This is a genomic window from Peribacillus sp. B2I2 (assembly GCF_041261685.1).
GTDB lineage: Bacteria > Bacillota > Bacilli > Bacillales > DSM-1321 > Peribacillus.
The window spans coordinates 3,022,481-3,037,767 of record NZ_JBGCCB010000001.1 but is presented as its reverse complement, the minus strand read 5'-3'; the positions used below and the strand labels follow the sequence as shown (position 1 = coordinate 3,037,767).

17 protein-coding genes are annotated in these 15,287 nt (G+C 42.4%); 16 read left to right on the top strand and 1 reads right to left on the bottom strand.

The annotated features are described in order from the left end of the window. The first annotated feature begins 31 nt into the window (after positions 1-31). From ABIE66_RS14960 to ABIE66_RS14890, 15 genes are all read left to right on the top strand, one after another. Positions 32-799, top strand: a complete 768-nt coding sequence (locus ABIE66_RS14960) for an IclR family transcriptional regulator (RefSeq protein ID WP_370015284.1) — start codon at positions 32-34, stop codon at positions 797-799. 32 nt (positions 800-831) lie between these two features. Further along, positions 832-1,719, top strand: coding sequence for a fumarylacetoacetate hydrolase family protein (locus ABIE66_RS14955; protein WP_289325284.1), 888 nt, complete (start codon positions 832-834; stop codon positions 1,717-1,719). A gap of 11 nt (positions 1,720-1,730) precedes the next feature. Continuing rightward, positions 1,731-2,030, top strand: a complete 300-nt coding sequence (locus ABIE66_RS14950; RefSeq protein WP_370015283.1) for a UxaA family hydrolase — start codon at positions 1,731-1,733, stop codon at positions 2,028-2,030. A gap of 4 nt (positions 2,031-2,034) precedes the next feature. Next, a complete protein-coding gene (locus ABIE66_RS14945) occupies positions 2,035-3,192 on the top strand; it encodes a UxaA family hydrolase (RefSeq protein ID WP_370017052.1) in 1,158 nt (385 codons plus the stop codon). Positions 3,193-3,213: 21 nt separating this feature from the next. Next, positions 3,214-4,683, top strand: coding sequence for an alpha-ketoglutaric semialdehyde dehydrogenase GucD (gene gucD / locus ABIE66_RS14940; RefSeq protein ID WP_370015282.1), 1,470 nt, complete (start codon positions 3,214-3,216; stop codon positions 4,681-4,683). 78 nt (positions 4,684-4,761) lie between these two features. After that, positions 4,762-4,929, top strand: a complete 168-nt coding sequence (locus tag ABIE66_RS14935; RefSeq protein ID WP_370015281.1) for a hypothetical protein — start codon at positions 4,762-4,764, stop codon at positions 4,927-4,929. A 20-nt stretch (positions 4,930-4,949) separates the two neighbouring features. After that, positions 4,950-5,858 (top strand): dihydrodipicolinate synthase family protein, encoded by a 909-nt coding sequence (locus tag ABIE66_RS14930; RefSeq protein ID WP_370015280.1) that lies wholly within the window; start codon positions 4,950-4,952, stop codon positions 5,856-5,858. Then, positions 5,858-6,805 (top strand): U32 family peptidase, encoded by a 948-nt coding sequence (locus tag ABIE66_RS14925; RefSeq protein ID WP_370015279.1) that lies wholly within the window; start codon positions 5,858-5,860, stop codon positions 6,803-6,805. The genes ABIE66_RS14930 and ABIE66_RS14925 overlap by 1 nt, the downstream gene beginning before the upstream one ends. A 74-nt stretch (positions 6,806-6,879) precedes the next feature. After that, positions 6,880-7,839: a C-terminal binding protein gene (locus ABIE66_RS14920; protein ID WP_370015278.1), complete on the top strand. Its 960-nt coding sequence runs from the start codon at positions 6,880-6,882 to the stop codon at positions 7,837-7,839. A gap of 14 nt (positions 7,840-7,853) precedes the next feature. Then, a complete protein-coding gene (locus tag ABIE66_RS14915; RefSeq protein WP_370015277.1) occupies positions 7,854-8,717 on the top strand; it encodes a fumarylacetoacetate hydrolase family protein in 864 nt (287 codons plus the stop codon). A gap of 416 nt (positions 8,718-9,133) precedes the next feature. Next, complete coding sequence (gene larE, locus ABIE66_RS14910; protein WP_370015276.1) at positions 9,134-9,949, top strand: ATP-dependent sacrificial sulfur transferase LarE; 816 nt, start codon at positions 9,134-9,136, stop codon at positions 9,947-9,949. Further along, positions 9,946-10,716, top strand: a complete 771-nt coding sequence (gene larB, locus ABIE66_RS14905; protein WP_370015275.1) for a nickel pincer cofactor biosynthesis protein LarB — start codon at positions 9,946-9,948, stop codon at positions 10,714-10,716. The genes larE and larB overlap by 4 nt, the downstream gene beginning before the upstream one ends. Then, complete coding sequence (larC, locus tag ABIE66_RS14900; protein WP_370015274.1) at positions 10,697-11,563, top strand: nickel pincer cofactor biosynthesis protein LarC; 867 nt, start codon at positions 10,697-10,699, stop codon at positions 11,561-11,563. Before larB ends, larC begins: the two co-directional genes overlap by 20 nt. Then, positions 11,560-12,036 carry a nickel pincer cofactor biosynthesis protein LarC2 gene (larC2, locus tag ABIE66_RS14895; protein WP_370015273.1) on the top strand — a complete coding sequence of 159 codons (477 nt, stop codon included), beginning with the start codon at positions 11,560-11,562 and terminating at the stop codon, positions 12,034-12,036. Before larC ends, larC2 begins: the two co-directional genes overlap by 4 nt. Next, complete coding sequence (locus ABIE66_RS14890) at positions 12,033-12,671, top strand: urease accessory protein UreH (protein WP_370015272.1); 639 nt, start codon at positions 12,033-12,035, stop codon at positions 12,669-12,671. The genes larC2 and ABIE66_RS14890 overlap by 4 nt, the downstream gene beginning before the upstream one ends. Before the next feature lie 355 nt (positions 12,672-13,026). Here ABIE66_RS14890 and ABIE66_RS14885 read toward each other — a convergent pair whose 3' ends face one another. Then, a complete protein-coding gene (locus tag ABIE66_RS14885) occupies positions 13,027-13,944 on the bottom strand; it encodes a DMT family transporter (protein ID WP_370015271.1) in 918 nt (305 codons plus the stop codon). Positions 13,945-14,269: 325 nt separating this feature from the next. Between ABIE66_RS14885 and ABIE66_RS14880 the strand changes: the two genes are divergently transcribed. Continuing rightward, a complete protein-coding gene (locus tag ABIE66_RS14880) occupies positions 14,270-15,268 on the top strand; it encodes a sugar kinase (protein ID WP_289325271.1) in 999 nt (332 codons plus the stop codon). The last annotated feature ends 19 nt before the right edge of the window (positions 15,269-15,287 follow it).

Genomic DNA, 15,287 nt, shown 5'->3' with positions numbered 1-15,287 from the left:
AAGGTAGACAGAATAGAAGGAGTGAGGAACGATGCCTATCATCCAATCGGTGGAGCGTGCCTTGAAAATATTGGATTTATTTGATGAGCGTGAGCGGGAACTAACTATCACAGAGATAAGTAAACGAATGAATCTGCATAAAAGTACGGTTCATTCACTATTAAAAACCTTACAGGTGCATCACTATATTTCACAAGGCGAAGAAAATGGGAAATACTCGCTCGGATTAAAGTTATTGGAGAGGGGAAGCGTTGTTGTGACCCATCTCGATTTGCGAAACGTAGCTAGAAAACATCTTGAATGGCTTTCAGCAACAACGAATTTAACACTTCACCTTGTCATATTAGACGGGCAGGAAGGTGTTTATATCGATAAAGTGGAGGGCACTGGAGTAACTGTTTTATATTCCCGTATTGGCCGGCGTGTTCCAATCCATACGAGTGCAGTTGGCAAATCTCTTGTGGCAACCAAAACGGATAGTGAACTGGATTTGCTCTTGGACGGTTATGATTACACGGGACCGACAGAAAGATCAATTAGAACCAAGGAGCAGTTTTTAACGGAAATTGAAAAAGCGCGAATTGATGGCTATTCAATGGATAATGAAGAAAACGAACCGGGAATTTACTGTCTGGCTGTACCGATAAAAGATTATTCAGGAAAGGTTATTGCTGCAATGAGTGTATCGATGCCTGCATCTAAAGTAAACGAAGAAACACATGAGTATTACGTACGTCTCTTAAAGGAATGCAGCAGTAAAATTTCGCAGGAACTCGGTTATGAATATCAAAAAATTTAAATAGAGGTCTGCCATTTAGGAGGAACTAGCAAATGAGAATTATTCGCTATGTAAAAGAAAACAAGAAACAACTTGCTGCAGTTACAAATGAAAACAATGTGGTGGACCTTCCATTTACAGATTTTATGTCGTTGATTACAACGGCACGCCACGAAAACAGAACAGCGTTTGATATTGTAAAACAACTTGCCGACAAAGGAGAAACACAGCCATTGGAAGGTCTTCAATTAACAACTCCCATCGACGCACCGGAAGTATGGGCATCCGGCGTTACGTATAAAAAAAGCAAGGAAGCACGTAACTACGAAGCGACGCAAGGAAAACTTGACCGCCAAACGTTCTATGACAAAGTTTATGATGCAGTGCGTCCTGAGATTTTCTTTAAATCGACTGCAGCAAGAACTGTGGGCCCGAATGATCCAGTTTACTTGCGTTCTGATTCCAATTGGCAAATTCCGGAGCCGGAGCTTGGTCTTGTCATCGATAAAGAGGGAACGGTACTCGGGTATATCGCAGGGAACGACATGAGCTGCCGTGACATTGAAGGTGAAAATCCGCTTTATCTTCCACAGGCAAAGGTATGGAAAAACTCTTGTTCCATTGGACCTGCCATCTTGTTAAAAGAGGCTGTTCCGGATCCATATGAGCTTAAAATCATGTGCCGTATTTATCGAAATGAAGAAAAAGTATTTGAAGGTGAAGCGAAAGTAAACCAACTGAAACGAAAATTGGAAGAGCTTGTCGACTATTTAGTCTTAGATAACACTGTTTTTGACGGATCCGTTTTACTAACAGGTACATGCGTGGTTCCGCCAAATGAATTTACATTGAAAGGCGATGACCGAATCGAAATTGAAATACCAGGGATTGGAGTGTTAAACAACCCGGTTATCCAAAGTAAAGCCGTTCAAACAATTTAAGGGGTGACAAAATGAGCAAGTATAAAACACTTTACTTAAGTACGAAAGATAGTGTAGCTGTCGCTTTATCAGAAATCCCCGCAAACACATCAGTAGTTGTGAAGGCAGACCTTGAAGAACTTGTCGTACCCATTCTTGAACCGATTCGTTTTGGACATAAGTTCGCAGTCAAAGCCATCGAACAAGGAGCAGACATAATTAAATATGGGGAAGTCATTGGTGCAGCCTCAGCTTTTATTCCCGCTGGTGCACATGTTCATGTCCACAATTTAGAAGGTAAAAGAGGAAGGGGTGACAAAATTGCTAAATGATAAAATGCAGTTTTGGGGCTACCGCCGTCCGGATGGCCGCGTCGGTGTACGGAATCATGTACTGATTTTGCCAACGATTACATGCGCAACTCAAACAGCTCAGCGCGTCACAGAATTGGTGAGCGGAACAGTAACATTCATTCATCAGCATGGCTGTGCGCAAGTGGGCACTGATTATGATCAAACGGCCAGAACCTATGCGGGGATGGGCATGAATCCCAATGTATATGGTGTCATAGTACTCGGACTTGGCTGTGAAACACATCAGGCGCACCGTATTGGAGATGAAATTGCCAAATGCGGTAAACCAGTGGAAACTGTATCGATTCAGGATCATGGCGGCACTCTTCAAACCATTGCCGAAGTAGCTAAAATTGCGGTCAAAATGGTCCAGGATGCCTCGATGGTGCAACGGGAATTATGTGATTTTAGCGAGCTGATTGTCGGCACAGAATGCGGTGGGTCGGATGCATGCTCCGGCTTATCGGCGAATCCGGCAGTTGGGCGTACAAGCGATTTGGTCGTTCAGCAGGGGGGAACCGCAATATTAGCGGAAACGACTGAACTCATCGGTGCAGAGCATTTGATCGCTAACCGGGCGGCAAACGACCAGGTAGCAAAAAAAGCTTATGCCGTTATTAAAATGATGGAAGACCGCTCGATTCAAATGGGCGTAGACATCCGCACCGGAAATCCGAGTCCGGGAAACATTGAGGGAGGTCTCAGCTCACTCGAAGAAAAATCATTGGGGGCGGCTACAAAATCAGGCACAACCAGACTGGAAGAAGTCATTGATTATGCCCAGGTGCCCACAAAAAAAGGGCTGGTATGGATGGATACGCCTGGCCACGACATTGAGCAATTGACGGGAATGGTCGCAGGCGGTGCCCAAATTGTTCTCTTTACAAGTGGAAGAGGCACGCCAACGGGTTCTCCTATTTCACCCGTCATAAAAATCTCAACTAATACACCAATGTTTGACAGGATGAATGAAAATATGGATTTAAATGCTGGTACGATTGTCGATGGTTTAGAAACCGTTGATGAAGTGGGCAAGCGCATAATGGAAGAAATTCAACATGTTTCAAACGGAAAACTAACAAAAGCGGAGATATTAAAGCAGCATGACTTTGGTATTTGGAGAATTGGACCGACATTCTAAACGAAAAAGGAGCTAAGGATTATGATATCAACTACATTTGCAACGAAAACATATAAAAATTTCATTAATAATGAGTGGGTGAATGCATCTTCTGGAAATACAATCGAAAGCATTAATCCAGCGGACAAAGAACCGGTAGGCTACGTTCAAAGCTCAACGGAAGATGACTTGAACAAAGCTGTAGCTTCTGCGCATAAGGCGAAGAGGGATTGGCGGAGGCTAGGGCAGTCTGCACGTGGACAAATCCTTTTCAAAGCGGCCAATATATTGGAAGGAAATCTAGATGAAATTGCCGAAACAATGACTCGCGAAATGGGTAAAACGTTACCGGAAGCAAAAGGGGAAACGGCACGAGGTGTTGCCATCCTGCGTTACTATGCTGGGGAAGGGATGCGGAAAGACGGCGATGTTATTCCATCATCCGATAAAGATGCCCTAATGTTTACGAAACGCACCCCACTTGGTGTTGTCGGGATAATCACGCCATGGAACTTCCCGGTAGCAATTCCTATCTGGAAAATGGCTCCTGCTCTTGTATATGGCAACTCAATCGTATGGAAACCTGCTACGGAGGGAGCCGTTACAGCAGCGAAAGTGATGGAATGCTTTACAAAAGCCGGCTTCCCTGAGGGCGTTGTGAACTTCATTACCGGTAAGGGATCGATCATCGGTCAAGGACTCATCGATCATCCGCTTTTAAATGCGATTACATTTACCGGTTCTGAAAGTGTTGGGCAGAGCGTCGCAAAATCAGCTTCCGCTCGCGGGATAAAATATCAGCTTGAAATGGGTGGCAAGAATCCAGTTATCGTCACGAAAGATGCGAACATCGACCAAGCAGTCGAGGCAGTCATCAGCGGTGGATTTCGTTCTTCAGGCCAAAAATGTACAGCTTCAAGTCGTGTTGTTGTTGAATCGTCCGTCTATGATGAATTTAAACAAAAACTGGTAGATGCAGCAGCGAAAATTACAGTCGGCAACGGTCTTCAAGAGGGTATTTGGATGGGCCCATGTGCAAGTGAAAGCCAGTTCAATACGGTGACAGAGTACATTGAAAAAGGCAAGCAGGAGGGCGCGAAACTCATACATGGCGGGGAGATATTAACTGGCGGAGACTACGATAGAGGCTTTTTCATAACACCAGCTATTTTTGAAGACGTGACGTCCGATATGGAGATTGCACAAGCAGAAATTTTTGGGCCAGTTATCGCGCTTATAAAAGCAACCGATCTTGTCGAAGCCATTGACTTGGCAAATAATACGAAATACGGATTGAGTGCCTCAATCTTCACATCAAATATTAGCTCAATTCTGGAATTCATCGATGAAATTGAAGCAGGGCTTGTCCGTATCAACGCAGAAAGCGCGGGCGTAGAGTTACAAGCACCATTTGGAGGGATGAAAGCATCGAGCACGGGTTCACGAGAGCAAGGTGAAGCGGCGAAGGAATTTTATACAGCAATAAAAACTGTTTTCATTAAAGGTTCTTAACAAGTATAACGACATAGAATTTCATTATTCCAGAAAAAGGCCAGGGCAATATAGTACAACGAAAGCACGGACATCCTTGTGAATAATTCAGAATTATCAGACTGTAAAAATGGTTATGTGAAAATTCCGGATAAACCGGGTCTTGGAGTAGAAATTGATGATGGAAAATTGAAGCAGTCAGCAGAAACCGGACATGATTGGACAAACCAAATTTGGCGTCATGAAGTCGGGAGCATCGCTGAATAGTAATAAAAGGAGGCAAAACAATGAACTTTCATGGCATCATTCCACCGGTAGTCACCCTATTTGATGAAACGGGGAACTTAGATATACCACTGAACAGAAGTTATATCGACTTATTAATTTCAAAGAATATTGACGGTATTTTGTTGATGGGAAGTTCAGGTGAGTTCTCATCACTTACAACGGAAGAAAGAAAATTATACGTACGTGAAATGATAAAGCACATTAACGGACGGGTGCCTGTGATGGTTGGCGTCGGACATACCTCATTAAAAGAGGTACTTGAATTAACTTCTTATGCTGAAGAACATGGAGCGAACGGCGTTCTCGTAGTCAACCCATATTACTGGAAGCTATCTGACGAGCAACTATACCGACATTTTTCCAGTGTCGCGAATCATACGAATCTGCAAGTTTTCATTTATAACATTCCGCTCTTAACAGGACAAAATTTATCAATCGAATTGATTAAAAAATTAGCCGAAGATCATTCAAACATTACTGGAATTAAAGAGACGGTCAGTGATTTCGGCCACCTTCGTCAAGTGCTGGAGGAAGTGAAGAATGTTCGCAGTGATTTCCGCGTCTTCTCTGCGTTTGACGAGCATTTGCTTCCGGCTCAAATGATTGGTGCAGCGGGGAGCATCAATGGAAGCGCTGTTTTTATGCCGGAAATATCCGTTGATTTATATGAATCGTATCAAAAAGGTGATCTTGCTGAAGCACAGAAATATCATCAAGTGATTTCAAAACTGATGGATTTGTACAATTACGGTCCAACATTTTTTACTGCCATGAAAGAAGCCGTTCATCAGCGCTGGTTTGACGTGCCGGCTGGACACCGTTCTCCATGTGATGTATACCCTGCTGATTTGAGTGATAAAGTAGCTGCTCTTTTAAAAATTTTAGACATGAAGGAAGGCGTCCAATAATGAAAGAATCACGCGAATTGCTCGAACAATTAGGCTACCCATCAACTGATCTTAAAGAACTTCCGACCTCGACGAAAACATTTCCAGATGGCGCTCAATACCGCATTGAACTCCCAAGTGTAGAAGGACCAGCTGCTCTAAAAGAAACACTGAAAGAAATTGACCGACTCGGGTTGACCATTCACCGAATATCACAAGGAAGCGGCATCATGCTTCAAACGGATGATGAAATTAAAGAAATGTGTGAATTGACAGCAGAGCGCGGTATGGAGCTGAGTTTGTTTGTCGGCCCCAGGGGTTCATGGGATGTAAGTGCGGGACCGCTTACGCCGGGAGGAAAATCACAGGGAATCCGCCATGAAGGCTCCGACCAGCTTGTTTATGCAATGGAAGACCTGAAAAGAGGAGCGGCGCTTGGTCTTCGCGGTGCGTTAGTTGCGGATGAAGGACTTCTTCTTATAACGAAGGAGATGAAAAAACACGGACAGCTCCCGGAAGATTTTGTTGTTAAAGTATCGGTTCAAATGGGACCAGCCAATCCAGTATCCGTTAAATTAATGGAAGACATCGGTGCGGATACCTACAACGTGCCACCTGCATTAACGCTGTCTAAACTTGCAGCGATCCGACAATCAATAGACATTCCAATTGATTTATACGTAGAAGTGCCGGATACCTTCGGCGGCTTTCTTCGCTATTATGAAATACCGGAAATCATCCGTATATTGGCGCCTGTATACATCAAGTTTGGCCTTCGGAATCACCCTGACGTATACCCATCAGGGAAACAATGGGAAAGTACGAACATCTCACTCGCCCAGGAACGTGTACGCCGTGCCGCAATTGGAATTCAAATGATTGAACGATATTATCCAGAAGCTAAAACATCGAAACTTGGCGCTGAAGGACTTGGTATTGCGAAAGTCGAAAAAGCAGCAGTGAAATAATTGATTTTCATCTGAAACGGGAGTAATCCCCCTGCCTTTAAGGGGGTTATTACCATCTATAGGAGTGGAGTCTAATGGCCTTTAAAATATTATTAACGGATTATGAATTTGAACATTTGAAATATGAAGAAGACGTGTTTCGAGAAAGCGGATTAGACTTTGATTTTATTAAAGCACAATGCAAAACAGAAGAAGAAGTTATTGAGCTGGCAAAGGATGCGGACGCAATTCTAAATCAATATGCCCCTGTTTCTCGTCGCGTAATTGCATCACTTGAAAACGCGAAAATCATATCCCGCTACGGTGTCGGGGTCAATACAATTGATCTCGATGCGGCAAAAGAAAAGGGGATTACGGTTGCCAATGTTCCGGATTATGGCATGGAAGAAGTTTCGAATCATGCATTGGCACTATTGCTTTCATGGTCACGCAAAGTGACGCTGTTAAACAATGAGGTGAAAAGAGGTAACTGGGACTTTAAAGTGGCTGTACCGATTCATCGTTTTAACGAACAAACGGTTGGAGTTCTCGGTTTTGGCCGCATTCCGCGCCGTTTCATTGAAAAGGTGAAACCGCTGGGCTTTAAAACTGCTGCTTATGATCCATTTGTATCGTCGGCAGAGATGGCTGCTGTCGGCGTTCAAAAAATGGATCTCGATGAAATTATTCGTGAAGCCGATTATTTGTCGGTCCATGTACCCTTAATCGATGATACGTTCCATCTGATTAACGAGGAGCGCCTTAAACAAATGAAGAGAAATGCGGTCATCATTAATACCGCACGTGGACCGATAATCGATGAAACAGCACTTTCTGATGCACTTGAAAAAGGGGTAATTGCAGGTGCAGCACTTGATGTGACAGAAAATGAGCCAGTCCGCATCGATAGCCCACTACTCACTATGGACAATGTCATTATTACACCGCACAGCGCCTGGTATTCTGAGGAAGCGATGGTTGAACTTCGTCAAAAAGCAGCAAGAAATATCGTTCAGGTCTTAAAAGGGGAAAAAACACCATACGCTTTGACGTAAGAAAGGGGGAAATTATGAAAATAGCCACTTTTTCCGTACAAGACGAACAGCACATTGGCCTAGTTCAAGATGATCGAATTATTAGTTTAACGGCTCTAGGTTCAGATGAATTTCCTGCTTGTATGAAAAAATTCATAGAACGAGGCAGCGAGTTGCGTACACGTGCTGAACAGTTAATCGAGCAACGGGTAAATGACGATGCGATATTCAGACTGTCAGAAGTAAATGTCCTGCCGCCAATTGCACAGCCGGAAAAAATCATTTGCGTCGGGCTTAACTATATTGATCATTGCAAGGAAACCGGGATGGAGCGACCTGCTTCGCCGGTCATTTTTTCAAAATATGCGAATGCGATTGCCGGCCATAACGATGCGATTGAAATCCCAATTAATTCAACCGAGGTCGACTTTGAAGCAGAGCTTGCGGTTGTCATTGGAAGAGAAGCGAAACATGTGTCAGAAGAAGAGGCGAATGACTATGTTTTTGGCTATACAATTATGAATGATATTAGCGCCCGAGATTTGCAATTTCAGGACGGCCAGTGGTCAAGAGGCAAAACGGCGGACACATTTGCTCCATTTGGGCCTGTTGTCGTTACACATGATGAAGTGGGCGATCCCCATAATCTAGCGATTTCGCTTGAATTAAACGGTGAAATTATGCAGGATTCAAATACCAGCAACCTAATTTTTACGGTTCCGAAAATCATATCATTTTTATCACAATCCATGACACTTAAACCAGGTGATTTGATTGCAACTGGTACACCACCTGGCGTTGGAATGGGACGCAATCCGAAAATCTGGTTAAAAAACGGTGATCGGTTGAACGTCAGTATTGAAAAGATCGGCACGCTTTCCAATCACGTAATAGCCTGACAAGAGAAAGAAGATGGTGACATGGACGTTGTAACAAAAAAATCTTAAAGGGCCGCTTCCTCACATCACGCTTATGCGAGCTGGCGGTGTCAACCTTGACAACCTCACTTTTTTTTAGACTGCTGCCAACGCGGAGGGACTTGGTGGTTCATTGATCAATCCTGCGAATTTGATTTCAGGTGATGACTACTCCAGGCTGTCAGAAACTGCAAAAAAATTCTCGGCAAACGTAAAAAAAACTATAGCTTGCCGTCGTTTATATGTGTGTCACTTTAATAGCGCTGGGAATGAAAAATAGCTGTGTATTTCATCCTTTCCGGCAAATTTGCAATCTTTTAGTGGTCCAGCAGGGTGTTATTTCTGGTGGAACATAAAATAAATTCAGAAATCCTCAAACCAGAAAGGAGAAAAGTGCTATGTTACTAGAAAAGTACAGAAACCTGCAGGCTATTCTCCAAAAAATGGAGACGGTTGTGGTCGCTTTTTCAGGAGGCGTGGACAGCACGTTTTTGCTTAAAGTCGCTATTGATACATTGGGTTATGATAATGTGTTAGCCATTACAGCAGATTCGGAAACCTATCCTTCGAGCGAGTTGAATGAAGCACTTATGCTATCAAAATGGATTGGCGCCAACCATCGTGTCATTCAAACTTCGGAGTTAGCCATTCCTGGATATACAGCAAATAACCAAAATCGCTGTTACTTTTGTAAAAGTAGTTTATTTGAACACTTGCGTCCTATTCTTGAAGAATATGAATTTAATAATATTATTTATGGTGTTATTGCTGATGATGCTAACGAATTTCGTCCAGGTATGAAAGCTGCTAAAGAAAAAGGAATCAGGGGCCCGCTTCAGGAAGCCGACTTGTTCAAAGAAGAAATAAGAGTATTGTCCAAGGAAGCAGGTTTGCCAACCTGGAATAAACCGTCATTTGCTTGCCTATCCTCACGTATAGCCTATGGCGATATCATTACAAAGGAAAAATTGACGAAAGTGGATAAGTCAGAGGCTTACTTAAAATCATTGGATATTCACCAGGTACGAGTCCGGACGCATGGGGAGACGGCCCGAATTGAAGTCGAACCCGCTGATATGCCGCGAGTGCTACAATATCATGTCGCGATTACGAAACGGCTGAAGGAATTCGGTTATAAGTATGTATCGTTGGATCTCACTGGCTATAAGAGCGGGAGTATGAATATAACGCTTGAAAAGGAAGAGATGTTATGATTGACGACATTTTAGAGCAGGTTCAAAATGGTACATTGACTGCAGCGGAAGCAAAGGGAAAACTTGCATCCTATGAAAATTTAGGATTTGTAAAAATCGATCACCATCGTAAAAAGAGACAAGGATTTCCCGAAATTGTATTTGGAGAAGGGAAAACAGCTGAACAAATTTTAACGATTGTCCAATCGCTGCGGATAAGGAATGATTCCGTGCTTGTGACGCGTATTTCTCGGGAAAAAGCGGTATTTGTACAAAAAGAATGTAGTGATTTTGAGTATAACGAGATTGCACGGACACTTGCATGGGTTAAAGAAAAGCCGAAATCCGACGGTACATATATCGCAATAATATGCGCCGGGACTTCAGATTTGCCGGTTGCTGAAGAAGCAGCCGTGACGGCCGAAACTCTAGGTATTCCAGTCAGGCGTATTTACGATGTTGGTGTTGCTGGGCTGCACCGCCTCCTTGATCATATTGACGAGATACGAAGTGCTACCGTTTCAGTTTGTGTCGCGGGTATGGAAGGGGCACTACCAAGTGTGTTAGGAGGCCTTGTCATGAATCCAATTATTGCTGTGCCGACAAGTGTCGGGTACGGTGCGAATTTTAACGGTTTATCGGCCCTTTTATCGATGCTCAATTCATGCGCATCAGGTGTAAGTGTGGTAAACATCGATAATGGATTTGGTGCGGTCTACAATGCAGCGCTTATTTACAAACTTGTACATAAAAAGGAGATCAATGATGATGAGGACATTATATTTTGACTGCTTTTCTGGCATAAGCGGAGATATGGTAATTGGTGCGTTGATTGATGCAGGTGCAGATCCTTTACAAATGGAAGAAGAGTTAAAAAAGCTGAACATAGATGAAGAATATACTCTGTCGTGGGGGAAGGTCGTCAAAAATGGCATTAGGAGTACTAAATTTGATGTCATTCTCACCAGTGGATCAGAGCAACCACATGAACACGAACAGAGTCACGAACATAGTCATGAAAACAGCCAAAGTAATGGACATGAACACAGTCATAGCCATGAACATAACCATACCCATGAACACGAACACAATCATAGCCATGTGCTTCACAATCATCATGGCAGCCGTACGTACAAACAAATTGTGGAGGCAATAAATGAGGCTAACTTTAATGAATCGGTATCGAACATGTCACTCGCCATTTTTAGGAAGATTGGTGAAGCGGAAGGGCACATACACGGGCTTCCTCTCGAAAAAGTTCACTTTCACGAGGTAGGAGCGGTAGATTCCATAATAGATATAATCGGCGCAGCAATTTTAATCAATCAGCTAGGTATCGAATCAGTTCAGTCATCAGCCATTCCCACGGGGTCTGGACATATACATATTGATCACGGCATATATCCGGTTCCTGCACCTGCCACTCTTGAAATATTAAAAGGGGTACCAATTGCCGCAAACGATATTCGTTCTGAATTAACAACGCCGACCGGTGCTGCCATCTCTGCGGTTTTGGCTGAAACATTTGGCTCGCTTCCAGCCATGACTGTCGAATCGATTGGCTATGGAGCGGGAACAAAAACATTTGAAAATCATCCGAACGTCCTTCGCATTATCATCGGGGAGATTCAATGAACCGCCCACCTGATCATGAGCATCTTGATGAACAAATGGTAAAAATGGAAGTTAACCTGGATGATATTTCCGGTGAATGGCTTGGACATGTAATGGATTTGCTGTTTGAATCAGGAGCAAATGATGTATATTATACGCCAATCTTCATGAAAAAAAATCGACCAGGGGTGTTATTGCAACTTCTCTGTTCACAGCAGATGATTTCGAAAATGAAGAAAATATTATTTGCTGAAACGACGACTCTTGGTATACGCTACTATCCGCTTACCGTGCACCGGCTCGAACGATCTTTTTTCAATGTGCATACACAATGGGGGAAAGTGACGATAAAGAGAGGGGTCCATGAGGGTTTGCCCATGCAGCAGGCACCCGAATATGAAGATTGCCGTAAAATTGCCATGCAAAACAAAATACCGCTTAAACGGGTGTATGAAGAAGTATGGAAGTGTCTCGGGGAGGTGGTGGAAAAATGAGTTTCGTTTCGATTCTCACATTAGGCTTCCTATTGGGGATAAAACATTCGTTAGAGCCGGATCACGTTATTGCAGTTGCAACCACAGCAGGAAATACGAAAAAAATATCACGTTCCACTCTAACGGGGGTGTATTGGGGAATAGGCCATACATGTACCCTGTTTCTTACAGGGATGCTGTATATTTGGATGAAAGGGGAAATTCCGGAGTCGTTAAGCATGACGTTGGAATTCGGTGTTGGTGTTATGCTAGTTATACTTGGGGCGAAAAGTTTATTTAAGGACCGCCTTAATATCACGAACGACCATGATGGATTACGTCCTTTTTTGGTTTCTGCATTAATTGGGTTCGTCCATGGTCTCGCCGGCAGTGCCGCAATGGTCATCCTAACGATGTCGACCGTTACCGGTATAGGTGAAGGATCCATCTATATAATTATATTTGGCGCAGGGACGATTATTGGGATGCTGTGTTTTACAACTATACTGGGCATACCGTTTGCTTTGAATGGAAAGAATATCGGTTTAAACCGAACCTTCATCAAACTGGCGGGAGCTATAAGTTTTGGATTCGGACTTTATTATATATACAAATTGGGTGTGACAGAAGGATTGTTTGCGCTTTGGGCGAATTAATATAGCATAAAGGGAATCTCAGGCTGTCTGTAACGCATAGACAGTCTCTTTTTTTATTAAGTTCATAATATGTTTCCGAGGGGTTTCTCTTGGTTGAAATAAGGGGGAAATGGTCTCGTTGGTTTCCGTTCAAGGCGAATTTGATGCAACAAAAGTTGGATGGCACAGCTAACAAAAGGCTTGTGCAAATGGGGACACTACAATGGACTTGTTCATACATTGGTTGTTTGGCCGGTATCATACGTAATACGCTATTGTACATGTATAAAAAAAACTATGACACTACAATTCCTTTTTTTAATAAGGATAGTAGTGTCATAGGAAAAGATTCGGAAACAAGGTAATGCGGTGGCCGCTAGGCAGATATCCCTTTATTTTTCCTTTGAAGAATCCAAATTTCCATTGCCCCGGAGCCCAGCAATACACCTGAAACAATTAAAATCAGTCCAATGAAGTGTGCAGGCACTATGGCTTCATTAAGGAAAAATGCTGCCCCTAACAGAGAGAATAAAGTGTTTAAGTTAAGAAAAATGGATGATTCGGCTGCGCCTACCTGACCAATTGCATAATTATAGCCCATGTGCCCAAGGGCAGTGGCAAAAATAGCGGAGAAAAAGAAAGCTCCCCAGATGGAATGCGGTGCAGTTGCCAGTGAAGATAAGCCATCAGGCTCTTTCCATAAGCTGATGGCAAAAAGGATAAAAGACCCGATCAGCATCATGTAGCCGGTTAATAATCGTGGATCCATCGTTTTGGATGCTTTATTAATAAGAATGAAACTTAACGCCTGTGACAGAATTGAAAGCAAAATATCAATGTCCCCCAGATTAATAGAATGTATTCCTCCACTTCCTGCCATAACGGTAAAACTCACTCCTAAAGCACCGCATATAAAGCCAAGAAGCCGGATTAATGTGGGCTTTTTGCGAAAGAATATCATAGTCAATACGACAGTCAAAATAGGACCCATGCCCAAAATCAGCCCAGCATTCGAAGCGGAAGTCTTCGTTAATCCCTCAGCTAAAAAATAATGATGAAAAACGACACTCAAAAGTGCTCCTCCAAAAACGTAAAAAAGTTCACTTTTTTTAGGAAGACGTATTAGACCAAGAAATAAAAGGATAATAATGACTACAAGGGAAGCTGTAAAAATTCTCAAAGATGTTATTGTTACGGGCTGTGTATTCGCAACTAAAATTTTAATAACTGAAACGTTCAATCCCCATGTGATCATAATTCCCGTAAGTAAGATGTAAATTTTCACAAAACTCATTCAAAACAACCTTTCAAACTTATTTAACAATTGATATATTATACAACTTACTCCAAATTAATAGCAAAGAGTAAAATTTTAATAAGATATCCAGGTTAAAAAATCAGAAACTGATAATCAATTAAAAATCCAATACCGATTTTACGTAATATGGATATTTACCATGGTTTAAGCTGAAATATGCACGGGAATAGGTCGAATAAAAATAAAATTACAAATTATCAAACTTTTCTATTGTTTTTGGTAGGGTTTTCATTTACAATTTCCTTATGATTTACCAAACCGGTTTAGTAATTAACTAAATCGATTTAGTGGGTATGATCACATGTTTTACTTTTTACTTGAGTGTTCGAAAGAAGGAGGTACTGTATTGTCAAAATATGGTGTTTTAACGCTCGGCGACGCCATGATTACGCTAAATCCGGAAGAAACAGGACCTTTAAGATTTGTTACCCGTTTTGAGCGAAAAGTAGGAGGCGCTGAACTCAATTTTGCGATTGGCTGTGCAAGGCTTGGCATGAGGGCAAAATGGTTAAGCCGTTTAGGCAAGGACGAGTTCGGTAGAGTCATATATAATTTCGCACGCGGGGAAGGCGTGGACATGAGTGATGTTGCCTATGTAGATGGATATCCAACATCCATTAACTTTAAAGAAATCCGGGAGGATGGTTCCGGAAAGACATTTTATTACCGTTATCAATCTCCCATTCTGACTTTAAAGCCGGAAGATATAACGGAGAAGATGTTTGAAGCGATTGATATAGTCCATCTTACTGGAGTTTTCTTGGCTATAGACCCCAAAAATGTGGATATTGCCAAAAGGGTGATGGAAATAGCGGAACAAAAAAATATCCCTGTTTCGTTTGATCCGAATATCCGATTGAAACTATGGTCCATCGAGGAAGCGAGATCGGTTTATTTCGATATTTTCCCATATGTGGATATTTTGCTTACAGGTTTAGATGAAATAAAATTGATAACTGGAAATGACACTGAAGAATCATTGGCGGAATTTGCAAAACTGAATGATATTGATCAGCTGGTCATCAAAGACGGGAAACATGGTTCAAAACTATATACAAAAAGAGAATGGCATGAAAAAGAAGCCTTCCCTGTTATACCGGTAGATACTGTTGGAGCGGGGGATGGATATGATGCCGGTTATATATACGGATATCTTCATGGCCTATCCATCGATGAAAGATTGACATTCGCTAATGGTGTAGGAGCTCTTGTCACAACTGTTTCAGGGGACAATGAAGGTTTACCATATTTAGATGAAGTAATGCCTTTCATACAGAATGAGGCTGTTATTGAAAGATAGAAGACTGAAAGCAATGAGG

Coding starts and splice junctions, on each gene's coding strand:
- ABIE66_RS14960 (WP_370015284.1), top strand. CDS start 32: ATGCCTATCATCCAATCGGTGGAGCGTGCCTTGAAAATATTGGATTTA.
- ABIE66_RS14955 (WP_289325284.1), top strand. CDS start 832: ATGAGAATTATTCGCTATGTAAAAGAAAACAAGAAACAACTTGCTGCA.
- ABIE66_RS14950 (WP_370015283.1), top strand. CDS start 1,731: ATGAGCAAGTATAAAACACTTTACTTAAGTACGAAAGATAGTGTAGCT.
- ABIE66_RS14945 (WP_370017052.1), top strand. CDS start 2,035: ATGCAGTTTTGGGGCTACCGCCGTCCGGATGGCCGCGTCGGTGTACGG.
- gucD (WP_370015282.1), top strand. CDS start 3,214: ATGATATCAACTACATTTGCAACGAAAACATATAAAAATTTCATTAAT.
- ABIE66_RS14930 (WP_370015280.1), top strand. CDS start 4,950: ATGAACTTTCATGGCATCATTCCACCGGTAGTCACCCTATTTGATGAA.
- ABIE66_RS14925 (WP_370015279.1), top strand. CDS start 5,858: ATGAAAGAATCACGCGAATTGCTCGAACAATTAGGCTACCCATCAACT.
- ABIE66_RS14920 (WP_370015278.1), top strand. CDS start 6,880: ATGGCCTTTAAAATATTATTAACGGATTATGAATTTGAACATTTGAAA.
- ABIE66_RS14915 (WP_370015277.1), top strand. CDS start 7,854: ATGAAAATAGCCACTTTTTCCGTACAAGACGAACAGCACATTGGCCTA.
- larE (WP_370015276.1), top strand. CDS start 9,134: ATGTTACTAGAAAAGTACAGAAACCTGCAGGCTATTCTCCAAAAAATG.
- larB (WP_370015275.1), top strand. CDS start 9,946: ATGATTGACGACATTTTAGAGCAGGTTCAAAATGGTACATTGACTGCA.
- larC (WP_370015274.1), top strand. CDS start 10,697: ATGAGGACATTATATTTTGACTGCTTTTCTGGCATAAGCGGAGATATG.
- larC2 (WP_370015273.1), top strand. CDS start 11,560: ATGAACCGCCCACCTGATCATGAGCATCTTGATGAACAAATGGTAAAA.
- ABIE66_RS14890 (WP_370015272.1), top strand. CDS start 12,033: ATGAGTTTCGTTTCGATTCTCACATTAGGCTTCCTATTGGGGATAAAA.
- ABIE66_RS14885 (WP_370015271.1), bottom strand. CDS start 13,944: ATGAGTTTTGTGAAAATTTACATCTTACTTACGGGAATTATGATCACA.
- ABIE66_RS14880 (WP_289325271.1), top strand. CDS start 14,270: ATGTTTTACTTTTTACTTGAGTGTTCGAAAGAAGGAGGTACTGTATTG.